The organism is Parabacteroides timonensis, assembly GCF_900128505.1.
Classification (GTDB): domain Bacteria; phylum Bacteroidota; class Bacteroidia; order Bacteroidales; family Tannerellaceae; genus Parabacteroides; species Parabacteroides timonensis.
In genome coordinates, this window is sequence record NZ_LT669941.1 from 2,948,682 (window position 1) to 2,961,831 (window position 13,150).

Below are 13,150 nucleotides of genomic sequence, written 5' to 3' on the forward strand. Positions count from 1 at the left end.
TTTTCTGTATGCTGTTTTTAATCCAGCTGATAACCAAAATTCTTCAATAAGTTATCCCTGTTACGCCAGTCTTTCTCTACTTTGACAAACATTTCCAGGAATACCTTCTTCTCAAAAAAGCGTTCAATATCCTTACGGGCCATGGCGCCTACTTTTTTCAGTGCCTGTCCCTTATGCCCGATGATAATCCCTTTTTGGGAATCCCGTTCCACTATAATGAGCGCCTTGATATGAATCATTTCTTCTTCTTCCTTGAACAGCTCTACAACGACCTCTACCGCATACGGTATCTCCTTCTGATAATACAGGAGTATCTTCTCGCGAATGATCTCCGTAACGAAGAAGCGGGCCGGCTTATCAGTAAGCGCGTCTTTCTCAAAATAAGGAGGAGAGTCGGGCATCAACGCCTCCACCCTTTGCTTTACATAATCAATATTAAAATTTGAAAGCGCTGAAATCGGTATGATCTCTGCTTTCGGAAGAATCTCTTTCCAGTGGGCTACCAGCTTTTCAAGGTCTCCCTGATTACTTGTGTCGATCTTATTGATCAACAGAAGTATCGGACATTCGACCGTCTTCACCCGCTGCAGGAATTCTTCATTTTTATCGATTGTCTCAACGACATCAGTCACATAGAGCAACACGTCGGCATCACCTAATGCCGACTCTGAAAAGTTTAGCATAGATTCCTGCAACTTATAATTAGGATGCAGGACTCCCGGTGTGTCTGAATACACGATCTGCATATCGTCGGTATTCACAATCCCCATGATACGATGACGGGTAGTCTGCGCCTTCGACGTAATGATAGAGATACGTTCCCCTACCAAACGGTTCATTAGCGTAGATTTACCTACATTTGGATTACCTACGATATTAACAAAACCGGACTTATGCTTGTTTTCCATCATAACCCCATTTAAGATAAATTGCACCCCAGGTAAAACCTGCACCAAACGCAGCAAGGATTAAATTGTCTCCTTTCTTCAGTTTGTCTTCCCACTCCCAAAGGCAGATAGGAATTGTTCCGGCACTTGTATTACCGTACTTCTGGATATTGATCATTACTTTGTTCATATCCACACCCAAACGTTTGGCTGTTGCATCGATAATACGCAAATTTGCTTGATGGGGGACGATCCAGGTAATATCGTCGTGAGTCAAATTATTTTTTTCTGCTATCTCTGCTGCCACATCGGCCATATACGAAACAGCATATTTGAATACGTATTTACCATCCTGCAGAACGAAATGTTCACGATTATCCACTGTTTCGTGACTGGAAGGATAAGCCGAACCACCGGACTTCATAATCAAGTGGGAATAACCTACTCCATCCGTACGCAAAATCGTATCCAGAACACCGATTTCTTCCGTCGTCGGTTCCAACAAGACAGCACCACAGGCATCACCAAACAAAGGACAGGTTGAACGGTCCTGATAATCGGTAATTGAGGTCATCTTATCACCTGCAACTACGATTACTTTCTTGTAACGTCCCGAACGAATATAGTTCGCTCCAGTCTCCAACCCATACAGAAATCCGGCACAAGCTCCTTGCAAATCGAATGTCATTGCATTCTTGCAGCCGGTATGATAAGCGATGATTGAAGAAGTTGTAGGGAAATGATGGTCAGCTGTTGTCGTTGCAGTCAGGATCACTTCAATCTCTTCAGGATTTACTTGCGTCTTTTCGAGCAATTGCTTCACAGCGCGAATGCCCATGTAAGAGGTTCCTACCCCTTCACCTTTCAATATTCTGCGTTCTTTGATGCCAACACGCGTCATGATCCATTCGTCCGTTGTATCGACCAATTTAGAAATATCTTCATTTGTCAACACATCTTCGGGAACGTATCCGCCTACACCTGTTATAACCGCATTTAATTTATCCATAACTTAAAAAATAATAGAGACTATCCCAATTAAAAAATTAGCCCTAAAAAGACTTTTAGGGCTATTTCTTTCGTTTATCAAAATCAATATGATAGTGACAAACTTACACAGCTGCTTCTTTTACGATAGCTAACTTACCTCTGTAGTAGCCACATTCGCCGCATACAGTGTGATAAATATGCCATGCGCCGCAGTTCGGGCAAATAGCCATTGTTGGAGCGACAGCCTTGTCATGAGTTCTTCTCTTGGCTGTTCTTGTCTTACCTTGTCTTCTTTTAGGATGTGCCATGTTTTAATTTATTTAATTGTTATCATTCTCTATTAAACCTTTCAGGGCATCCCAGCGAGGATCAGAATTAGCGCTTACGTCATCATCCATGGAAACATCGTCCACTTCTTCTTCGTAATCATCATCTCCATCATCTGTGCTTCTGGATGTGTGCTTCTTGAGCTTCGACGACATAGCTTTATTACATTTTCCCGGAGCATGAACATGCTTCATCGGTACTGCCAATGCAATAAACTCATAAAGGAACCATGCCAGATTGATGGCACCTTCCTCTTCAGGTATTACAACTACCTCGTCGCTTTCTTCAGCATATTCTTTGCCGAATTTCACAACCAAGCGATTATGGGTATCGATCGGAATCTCCATATCGTCCAGACATCTGTCGCAAGGAACGATCGCTACACCTTCAATCTGAAAGTTCATTTCAAAAGCCACTGACGTACGTTTCACCGTCAGGTGAACCTTGACTTTACCCTTCTGGACCTCGTCTCCGTCAATGTCCACAAAAAACTTGTTCTCCAGTAAATACTCGAATTCGTGTACTCCTGGAGTGAGATTTTTCAAATCTACGTTATATAATTTAAATTTCCCCAAAGCCTTTTAGTGTAAAAACCTTGCAAAGGTACGAAAAAACTAAACACAAATGCAATACCTTTACAGTTATTTTTTATTATTGAATTATTTAGCCTTTATATTTACGAAGCTCTATACGAAATGTCGTGCCTTTACCGACCTCTGAACTCTTCACGAATATCTTACCGCCATGATAGGATTCAATGATACGCTTGACAAGCGACAAACCTAGTCCCCATCCGCGTTTCTTGGTTGTATACCCCGGATTAAACACGGTCTTATATTTCGATTTAGGAATGCCTTTTCCCGAATCGGAAATGTCGATCCGAACAGTCTTTTCGCGCTCTTCCACCTGGAAAGTTATTTCTCCCTGACCTTCCATTGCATCCACTGCATTTTTAGTCAGATTCTCAATAACCCAGGCAAACAAAGAATCATTCATCAAAACCAATACCGGATTCTCCGGAAGATGGGTATATATCCTGACCTTGGACGAAATACGCGTTTCCATATAATTTAAGGCCATTTGAATGGAGTTACTGATATTGACGGGCACAGGGTCCGGATTCGATCCGATCTTTGAAAAACGCTCCGCTATCATCTCTAAACGCTTTACATCCTTTTCCATCTCACTCAACAAAGAAGGGTCAATCTCCTTCGTTCGAAGATATTCTACCCAGGCAATCAAAGAAGAAATAGGAGTACCCAACTGATGAGCTGTTTCCTTCGACAAGCCAACCCATACTTTATTTTGTTCGGCTTTCTTCGTACTCGCCAATGCCAGAAAAGCGATCAGAATAAAAATAAAGACAACCGCCAACTGTGCATAAGGATAAACAAGAAGTCTTTTTAAGATGATCGAGTCGTCGTAATAAAGATATTGGAAAGTCCCGTCCTGCATATCGATCAGGATCGGCGGATTCTTACTTTTAAACTCCCGTACTTTCGCCTTCAAAAACTGATCGAGATCTTTTTCCGGAAGTTCAATATTCTTTTGATCCATTACACTATCCTTCTCGTTACACCATAACACAGGAATAGTTGTATTACTCTGTATAATCTTCAGGATAAGTGCCATATTGGAACCATTCGTTTCAGAAGCAATCATACGCTGCGCCTCTGCCCAAATCTCAACCTTCTGACGCTCTTCCTGCGCCAAACTTTTTACGATCTGGTCAGATACAAACACCGAAACAATTGCGATCAATGTGGCTATTAAGATAAAAAGATATTTCAACCGTTGCCGGGAATCATATATACTGCTCATAATTATACATTCATTCTCAATGTATATTAAAACGGGAAAGATGATAGATTATTATAGGAAAAAAGTTAATTCATAAGAAGAAATAGATCCATTCTTTCCCTCTGAGAGGGTCAAGAGGGTATAAAACAAGAAAAGGAACCAACCTTTCGATTGATTCCTTTCTACCTTTTCAGTCTTTCGACCTGACTAAAACGGCGGCTATCTACTCTCCCACTTTTACGCAGTACCATCGACGTGGTTGGGCTTAACTTCTCTGTTCGGAATGGGAAGAGGTGGATCCCCAACGCTATAACCACCTTAATTTCTTTTTAAGATGTTTGACCTTGGACAACGCTACTTTAATAGTAACCTTTCGCTATATGGCTTTGTTGTTACACTCTACCACATCTGCTGATATATCAATCCTTCCTTCCGGAAAAAGAAAGTCTCGGGCTATTAGTACTACTCGGCTTCGACATTACTGCCCTTACACCTGTAGCCTATCAACGTCGTAGTCTACGACGACCCTTGAGGGATATCTTATCTTGAGGCTGGCTTCGTACTTAGATGCTTTCAGCACTTATCCAATCCAGACTTAGCTACCCGGCGGTGCACCTGGCGGTACAACCGGTAAACCAGTGGTCTGTCCAACACGGTCCTCTCGTACTAGTGTCAGAGCCTCTCAAATATCCTACGCCCACGATAGATAGAGACCGAACTGTCTCACGACGTTCTGAACCCAGCTCGCGTGCCACTTTAATGGGCGAACAGCCCAACCCTTGGGACCTTCTCCAGCCCCAGGATGTGACGAGCCGACATCGAGGTGCCAAACCGCTCCGTCGATATGAGCTCTTGGGAGCGATCAGCCTGTTATCCCCGGAGTACCTTTTATCCTTTGAGCGATGGCCCTTCCATACGGAACCACCGGATCACTATGCTCTAGTTTCCTACCTGATCGACTTGTATGTCTCCCAGTCAAGCACCCTTATGCCATTACACTCTACGACCGGTTACCAATCGGTCTGAGGGTACCTTTAGAAGCCTCCGTTACTCTTTTGGAGGCGACCACCCCAGTCAAACTACCCACCATACAGTGTCCCCACATTTCGCGGGTTAGAACTCAAACAACCAAAGGGCCGTATTTCAACGACGGCTCCACAAATACTGGCGTACCTGCTTCATAGCCTCCGGCCTATCCTACACATTAGTTGCCCAAATTCAATGTAAAGCTATAGTAAAGGTTCACGGGGTCTTTTCGTCCCATCGCGGGTAATCGGCATCTTCACCGATACTACAATTTCACCGAGCTCACGGTTGAGACAGTGTCCAGATCATTACACCATTCGTGCAGGTCGGAACTTACCCGACAAGGAATTTCGCTACCTTAGGACCGTTATAGTTACGGCCGCCGTTTACTGGGGCTTCAATTCAAACCTTCTCTTGCGATGAGCTCTCCTCTTAACCTTCCAGCACCGGGCAGGTGTCAGGCTGTATACTTCATATTTCTATTTCGCACAGCCATGTGTTTTTGTTAAACAGTTGCCTGGACCTATTCTCTGCGCCCTACCTTTCAGTAGGGACCCTTTATCCCGAAGTTACAGGGTCAATTTGCCTAGTTCCTTAACCGTGAATCACTCGAGCGCCTCAGTATTCTCAACCCAACTACGTGTGTCCGTTTACGGTACGGGTACTTTATAAATATGCTTAGCGGATTTTCTAGGGAGCCTGCTTACATCCATATTACCTTGTACAAGTACTCGGTATACTGTCAGGTTCGACTCTCATGGCGGATTTGCCTACCACGATCAACGTCTACACCCTTTAACCAACTATTCCGTCAGTTGGCAGGATTGTCACTTCTCCGTCTCCACATCGCTCTATAAAGTAGTATGGGAATATTAAACCATTCTTCCATCGGAATCGCCGTTCGGCTTATCCTTAGGTCCCGACTTACCCTGATCCGATTAACGTTGATCAGGAAACCTTAGTCTTTCGGCGAGGAAGTTTCTCACTTCCTTTATCGTTACTTATACCTACATTTGCTTTTCCAGTCGCTCCAGCAAGGGTTATCCCTCACCTTCTACGCCACTGGAATGCTCCCCTACCATGTCTTACGACATCCATAGCTTCGGTAAACAGTTTATGCCCGAGTATTATCCACGCCAAACTCCTCGACTAGTGAGCTGTTACGCACTCTTTAAATGAATGGCTGCTTCCAAGCCAACATCCTAGCTGTCTCTGCAGTCTGACTTCGTTAGTTCAACTTAACTGTTATTTGGGGACCTTAGCTGATGGTCTGGATTCTTCTCCTCTCGGACGCGGACCTTAGCACCCGCGCCCTCACTCCAGGGCAATATATAATACGCATTCGGAGTTTATCTGGACTTGATAGGCGGTGAAGCCCTCGCATCCAATCAGTCGCTCTACCTCATATTATACTAACCCTAGGCTGCACCTAAATGCATTTCGGGGAGTACGAGCTATCTCCAAGTTTGATTAGCCTTTCACCCCTACCCACAGTTCATCCGAAAGCTTTTCAACGCTTACCGGTTCGGTCCTCCAGTTAGTGTTACCTAACCTTCAACCTGACCATGGGTAGATCACTTGGTTTCGCGTCTACTCCCTCCGACTATACCGCCCTGTTCAGACTCGCTTTCGCTTCGGCTCCGTATCTGAAATACTTAACCTTGCCGGAGAAAGTAACTCGTAGGTTCATTATGCAAAAGGCACGCCGTCACAGCTTACGCTGCTCCGACCGCTTGTAGGCAGACGGGTTCAGGGTCTATTTCACTCCTCTGTTCGAGGTTCTTTTCACCTTTCCCTCACGGTACTGGTTCGCTATCGGTCTCTCGGGAGTATTTAGCCTTACGGGATGGGCCCCGCTAATTCACACAGGATTTCTCGTGCCCCGCGCTACTCAGGATACTACTAAGCTTCGTCAGTAAGTCGTATACCGGGCTATCACCGTCTATGGCCGTTCTTTCCAAAACGTTCTACTTTACTAAGTTCTTGCTACATCGTAGTCCTACAACCCCGATATTGCCTAAACAATATCGGTTTGGGCTCTTCCGCGTTCGCTCGCCACTACTTGCGGAATCATTTTTATTTTCTTCTCCTNATTCGTACTTAGATCCGTTTCACATATATCAAACGAATGGAACATAATTATCAAACGAATAAAGCATATATGTGATCTTTGCGTTTGATATATATCGAACGCATCTTTTGATAAGAAGAGAATCTAACTTCAATACGTTTTTTAAGAATTTAGCTAAAGATCTTTTTCTATCTTTGTCACAATATCATTATCAATTTAAACTTAATCTAAAATGGAATCAGTAATGAAAAGAGTAACGGCCACTAGCCTGCTAGCCTCTTGTGCAGTATCATTAGCTCTGTTTACTTCATGTACAAGTACAGAACAAAACACTCTTACTCCCGAAGAGGTCGCCGACGGTTGGCAGCTCCTTTTCGACGGAAAAACACTCAACGGTTGGAAAGATTACAATGGAACTACTCTCACCCAGCCGTGGCATGTAGTAGACGGATGTATCCAGGCCAAAGGCGATGGCAGTGATGCTAGTGGTTATATCGTAACCGACAAACAGTATGAAAACTTCGAATTGTCATGGGATTGGAAACTTTCTAAAGGTGGCAACAGTGGTATGCTTTACCATGTAGTAGAACGTCCTCAGTTTGCCGTCCCTTATGTAACAGGACCGGAATATCAATTAATCGACGAACCGAACTTCCCGGAACCATTGGAAGAATGGCAAAAGCTGGGTGTTGATTACGCTATGCATTTGCCAGACAAGTCTAAAATGAAAGTCAATCCGCAAGGCGAATGGAACAACTCAAAAATTGTATTCGACAATGGCCATGTAGAACATTGGTTGAACGGACAAAAGATTTTAGAATTTGAAGCTTGGACAGACGATTGGTATGAAAAGAAAAATAGTGGAAAATGGTCCAATGCCCCCGAATATGGTTTGGCAAAGAAAGGTGTCCTTTGTTTACAGGATCATGGTTATCCTGCCTCTTTCCGTAATTTAAAGATCAAAGAACTCCCCCGCAAAAGCCAGGAAGTGAACTTATTCAACGGTGTAGACCTGAAAGGCTGGGAAGCATACGGAACTGAATTATGGTATGTGAAAGACGGCTTACTGATTTGTGAAAGCGGTCCTGACAAGAAATATGGCTATCTGGCAACTCGTGATTACTACGATGATTTTGATTTAACTGTTGAGTTCAAACAAGAAGCAGACGGTAATTCAGGCGTATTCATCCGTTCTTTTATTGAAGAAGATGTAAAAGTAAACGGATGGCAGGTTGAAGTTGCTCCTAAAGGACACGACACCGGAGGAATTTACGAATCATACGGACGCGGATGGTTGGTGCAGATTCCGGATGAAAAAGAAACAATCCTAAAAGAAGGTGACTGGAATACCATGCGTATCAAAGTTCAGGGAGATAACGTACAAACCTGGCTGAACGGAGAAGAAATGGTTAACATTAACGATGAAAAAATTGGAGCCGGACAAGGCCGCATCGCTTTGCAAATTCATGATGGCGGCGGAATCAAAGTTCTATGGCGTAATCTGAAACTGAAAACGTTATAACACACAAAAATCCCCGGCAGAATATTCTGCCGGGGATTTTTTATTTTTATCACTTACGTCCATGTCCTTTTTTACGAGGGCTATCCACTTTTTTCTGTCTTTCCAGATATTGATTGTACTGTTCATCAGTTAGAATCTTCTTTATCTGAGCATCTTTCTCAGTACGCATAGCTGTCATTTTTTCACGCATCTTTTCACGATCTTCTTTTACAACTTCACGTTCCTTTTTCATCTGCTCTCTAAAATCAGCTTCCACTTTACGAAAATCCGCAGCTTGCTTATCATCGAGTTTCAATTCTTCGATTATTTTCTCACTACGTTTTGAAGGATCTCCTTTCCTTCCTTGTCGATTACCACTCTGGGCAAAAACGGTTGTTGAACTAATCAGGATAACCAAAAACAATCCTATTACCTTCTTCATAAACTATTACTTATTACTAAATTAATATATCTTTGTTTGTGAAGCGCTTCGATATAATAGACTCGGCTATCCGAAAATAGTTTAATCAACCTCGTAAAAAAATATCTTTATTCAGTCGGACCTGTCACAATACCTTCCGATGACCACTTATTTTTAAAGTAGTTAAGCGAATTCAGGAAACGGTTGTAATCTTTTTTATCCATACTAGTCCACCCGGTTTCTGCGTAGGCAGCAATACGCGGATAGATTTTCTGATTCATGCTTTCAACCGTAGGAATAAATTCTCCCCACATCTGGCAACCGAGTCCCAGAACACGACTTTGTTCTTCAGGAGATAATCCTTCCGGCACCGGATTAAATGCATAAGCTTTAGATAGCGGAATAGACTCATAGCTATAATCCACATAAGTGTATTCATGATAAGAGTTTACCACATCGTATCCTTTATCAATCGTTTTCTTGATAAGAGCCGGATCGCCTTTCCAGAAATGAACGATCGTCCCTTTAGCCAGTTGCTGATCGACTTCTTTTGTATCTTCAGCAGACTGATATTCATGCAGTTTATCTCCAGTGATCTCATTCCATCCCATCATACGCTTTCCTTTTGAAGCCAACATATTGGAAATCTCATTGGTAAAATAGATCTGAAGTTCGGCAGGTGTTTTCAAACCATTCTTAGCCATATAGCTACGTATAGCCGGAGAGGCCTTCCATTGGTCATATTTCACTTCATCACCTCCGATATGAAATACCGGACTGGGGAATAAAGCAATAACCTCGTTTGTCACATCATCCAAAAATTCCATCACCCTAGGATCGGAAACATTAAAAACCTCGTAATGAACACCAAATTTACCCGGCACCCTGATCTGTTTTCCACTCGTACCCAACCAAGGATATGAAGCAATAGCCGCACTAGCATGTCCAGGCATGCTGACCTCCGGAACAACCGTAATGTGTCGTTTTGAAGCATAGTCGACAATTTCCTTTATATCTTCTTGTGTATAAAACCCACCATGCGGTTTTCCATCATACACATTACTATTAAAATGGTTAATTTCAGAAGAATCACGAAAAGCACCAACCTCTGTTAGTTTTGGATACTTCTTTATCTCTATTCTCCAACCTTGATCATTTGTGAGATGCCAATGAAAAACATTCATTTTCAACCCGGCCATTTCATCCAGCAATTTCAGCACAACATCTTTACCTTTAAAATAACGTCCTTCATCCAACATAAAAGCACGCCAGGAAAAAGCCGGATAATCAGAAATAGTAGCTCTTTGCACCAAATATTTCCCGTCTTTTTCCTTTATGATCTGACGTAAAGTTTGTATTCCGTTTAAGACACCGGCAGAAGTACTTGACTTTATTGTAATCTTACCGGAAGCCACTTCCATCTGATAACCTTCCGGTTTATCCTGCAAAACAGCAGGATCGAGAATCAGATTAATAGAACCTTTCCCTTCCTCTATGGTCGGCTTAATTGAAAAATCGGCTGTAAGTGCATTCTGCAGGTACTGAGCCTCATTAGCCAGATCTCCGGAATAAGAAATAGCCGGATGATTACCCATTTTAAAAACCCCCGGAGTATAACTGATCTCCTGAGGTTGAGGAATGACCGAATATTCTTCAACGGGAGGAGCCTGGCAGGCACAAAGGAAAAGAAAATACAAGGTTACAAGAAAACTAGATTTCATACATGATAGATTTAAATGTTATACACTATTTCAAAAAAGGAACAATATCTTCACAAATTTAAAACATAAAAATAATATCTAATCAACAAATGAAACTTTATCTTCAATTTCCTCCAAATTCTATTTCAAACTGATATACACCAGATCCAACATCTTCAAGGAGAATATATCCATCTACCTGTTTTAGCTTTTGAATTCTTTCTCCATTCATCGCCACACTTTTGACTTTCTTCCTCACCGGTAAGTAGATATCAGCCAAAGTATTAGAGGGGATACGAGCCAGCAACTCAAAACTAGCTGGTTTATTTATAAATGAAACTTCAATCTCTCCACGAATAGTTGGCATTTTTATTGAGGCGCTTTCCAAGGTTGAAGGCTGAGGCTTGACCCTAAAGGTTTCAAATGCCGGACTAAGAGGCTCAATTCCCATCAGTTTACGGGGAATAATATTAGCTGGAGCACTTCCCCATGCATGGTTCCAGTCTTGATTCGGTTTATATTTATTATCCCAAGCCTCCAAAGAAATCGTAGAGCCAACGCGAATCATATTATACCAACTTCGGTCATCAGTCTTTGTCAACATCTGTAAAGCATAGTCTGCCCCTCCAGCATTATAAAGGGCATCCATTAGAAACTGAGAACCATATACGCTGCAAGCCATATCACGAGTTTTCAAAAAGTCCAATACCCCTTTCTTATTTCCCTCTGGTACCATATTAAAAGTCAGGGGAAACATATTCCCATGTAAAGAAGCATGCTCTGTTGAAATACCATCCCGATAAACACCTCTTCTTTTATCAAAGAAAAGTTGATTATATCGTTTCTTAAACATTTCTGCTTGTCGTTTATAAAAATCAGCCTCTTCTATCTCTCCGATTACTCTACCGATGTCTGCCATTTGCATCAGAACCTCATAATGAAAAGCATTCGTTACAACATTATAATCTGTGAAAACAAAACCATCTGTTTCACCACCTTCTTCATTATTTAATCCTAATATCCCTGTATGAGGCCAATCCACAATATCCCGGATCTCTCCATTGAAGTGAATGGACTTCCGAAATTCAGGGGTTTGTAATCCTGTAGTCGTACTAATCAAACCATTTTTTTCTCTCAATTGCATCAATGTCCGAGGTTTCAACTGTTGATAAGTCGCTTTCAAAGAGCGATTATCGCCAGTATATAAATAATCATACCAGGCTATCATAATAGCCTGCAAAATCCATTCTGTAGGCCAAGTTGGTGATTTTAACAAATACTCATAAGACCGTCGAGCCAAAGAATATTCCCTATCTACACTATAATGACTTAATTGGTTGATCAAAGCATCCGCTTCATAAGGAATACGTTCCCGATCTCCATCGACATATATACCCGCAAAAGATGTCGCTTTTATGGAATACTTACATAAATCCCATATCTGATTCAACGTATCATTGCTACAATAAAAAGAAGATGCTGTCTCGTCAAAAGGATAATGAATATATTCACGGGTTATATTTTCCTGTTTCAGAACAGGTTCATATCCCTCAATTTCACAAAAACGAAAAGGAACAACCTCTCCAACATAAGTAGGCATCAACACGGCAGCCTGACTTGTATTCCGTTTGTCTTTTGCGATTTTAATCCGATAGGTATGTGTACCTTTCAATAAAGACAACGAATAACTATGATAACGAATAGTTCCTCCAGGATTACGATCCACGCGCCCGTTAGTGATACATTCTCCCAAATGCACAATCACTTTATCCTTATCGGAGTTGGCCGTTAAAGTTATCAATAATTGCCCAAAAGCATCTTTACCAAAATCGGCTAGCCATACCTTCTTTTCCACCAAATGAATATTAACAGGATGATCTGCTGTTTTCACCTGTGGATAATGACTGGCTGCATATTCAGACAAAGAGTCAGCTGTAAGGAATGCCTTCACATCAGACCATTCACTCTCACCATCCGTATTTGTAACGGTTTTTACCCGCCAAAAATAAACCTTATCTTCCCGTAAAGCAGTTCCCTTATACAAAATAGCTGTCGATCGTCCATCTCTAATCTGTCCGCTATCCCAAATCGTTCCATTACCTGAAACAGCTTCTGCATAATTATCAGATACGATAATACGATAAGCTATCTGCCTGGTATTTTGTTTTTCTCCCGGAACAATCCAACTAAATGTCGGATGTGTTGAACATATCTTCACAGATTCAATAGGCTCAATCACTTCCTCCTTTTGCCAGACAGGAATATTAGACAAGATACCATTTATCCAGGTCCGATCGGTATGTTCTATCAAATCGGTTAAAAGTCCTGACGGTTTAAGTTCTTCCGCCTGGGATAACACATTTAGGCAAACAGCCAAAAACAAGAGAAGAGTTCTGTTTAATATTTTATGTATCATACTTTTATATA

General features: G+C 42.0%; 9 protein-coding genes and 2 rRNA genes. 1 reads left to right on the top strand and 10 read right to left on the bottom strand.

What is annotated here, in order from left to right; all coding sequences use genetic code 11:
- Positions 1 to 17: 17 nt before the first annotated feature.
- The 7 genes from era to BQ7394_RS19555 all read right to left on the bottom strand — a co-directional run bounded on the left by era (position 18) and on the right by BQ7394_RS19555 (position 7,265).
- Positions 18 to 908, bottom strand: a complete 891-nt coding sequence (era, locus tag BQ7394_RS19525) for a GTPase Era (protein ID WP_075558924.1) — start codon at positions 906 to 908, stop codon at positions 18 to 20.
- Positions 892 to 1,896, bottom strand: a complete 1,005-nt coding sequence (locus BQ7394_RS19530; protein ID WP_075558925.1) for a beta-ketoacyl-ACP synthase III — start codon at positions 1,894 to 1,896, stop codon at positions 892 to 894. The genes era and BQ7394_RS19530 overlap by 17 nt, the downstream gene beginning before the upstream one ends.
- 103 nt (positions 1,897 to 1,999) lie before the next feature.
- Positions 2,000 to 2,185, bottom strand: coding sequence for a 50S ribosomal protein L32 (gene rpmF / locus BQ7394_RS19535; protein WP_009859681.1), 186 nt, complete (start codon positions 2,183 to 2,185; stop codon positions 2,000 to 2,002).
- Positions 2,186 to 2,197: 12 nt separating this feature from the next.
- Positions 2,198 to 2,779 carry a YceD family protein gene (locus tag BQ7394_RS19540; RefSeq protein WP_075558926.1) on the bottom strand — a complete coding sequence of 194 codons (582 nt, stop codon included), beginning with the start codon at positions 2,777 to 2,779 and terminating at the stop codon, positions 2,198 to 2,200.
- 88 nt (positions 2,780 to 2,867) lie between these two features.
- Positions 2,868 to 4,025 carry a sensor histidine kinase gene (locus BQ7394_RS19545; protein WP_075558927.1) on the bottom strand — a complete coding sequence of 386 codons (1,158 nt, stop codon included), beginning with the start codon at positions 4,023 to 4,025 and terminating at the stop codon, positions 2,868 to 2,870.
- A gap of 189 nt (positions 4,026 to 4,214) precedes the next feature.
- Positions 4,215 to 4,325: ribosomal RNA gene (gene rrf / locus BQ7394_RS19550) — 5S ribosomal RNA — on the bottom strand.
- A 115-nt stretch (positions 4,326 to 4,440) separates the two neighbouring features.
- Positions 4,441 to 7,265: ribosomal RNA gene (locus tag BQ7394_RS19555) — 23S ribosomal RNA — on the bottom strand.
- 68 nt (positions 7,266 to 7,333) lie between these two features.
- Here BQ7394_RS19555 and BQ7394_RS19560 point away from each other — a divergent pair.
- A complete protein-coding gene (locus BQ7394_RS19560; RefSeq protein ID WP_075558928.1) occupies positions 7,334 to 8,623 on the top strand; it encodes a 3-keto-disaccharide hydrolase in 1,290 nt (429 codons plus the stop codon).
- 49 nt (positions 8,624 to 8,672) lie between these two features.
- On the opposite strand, the gene BQ7394_RS19565 is transcribed toward BQ7394_RS19560, so the two are convergent.
- The 3 genes from BQ7394_RS19565 to BQ7394_RS19575 all read right to left on the bottom strand — a co-directional run bounded on the left by BQ7394_RS19565 (position 8,673) and on the right by BQ7394_RS19575 (position 13,139).
- The gene (locus tag BQ7394_RS19565; RefSeq protein WP_075558929.1) at positions 8,673 to 9,044 is read right to left on the bottom strand and encodes a Spy/CpxP family protein refolding chaperone; all 372 of its coding nucleotides are present in this window, start codon (positions 9,042 to 9,044) and stop codon (positions 8,673 to 8,675) included.
- Positions 9,045 to 9,151: 107 nt separating this feature from the next.
- Positions 9,152 to 10,744 carry a beta-N-acetylhexosaminidase gene (locus BQ7394_RS19570; RefSeq protein WP_075558930.1) on the bottom strand — a complete coding sequence of 531 codons (1,593 nt, stop codon included), beginning with the start codon at positions 10,742 to 10,744 and terminating at the stop codon, positions 9,152 to 9,154.
- A 103-nt stretch (positions 10,745 to 10,847) separates the two neighbouring features.
- Positions 10,848 to 13,139 (bottom strand): alpha-L-rhamnosidase-related protein, encoded by a 2,292-nt coding sequence (locus BQ7394_RS19575; RefSeq protein WP_075558931.1) that lies wholly within the window; start codon positions 13,137 to 13,139, stop codon positions 10,848 to 10,850.
- Between the last annotated feature and the right edge of the window lie 11 nt (positions 13,140 to 13,150).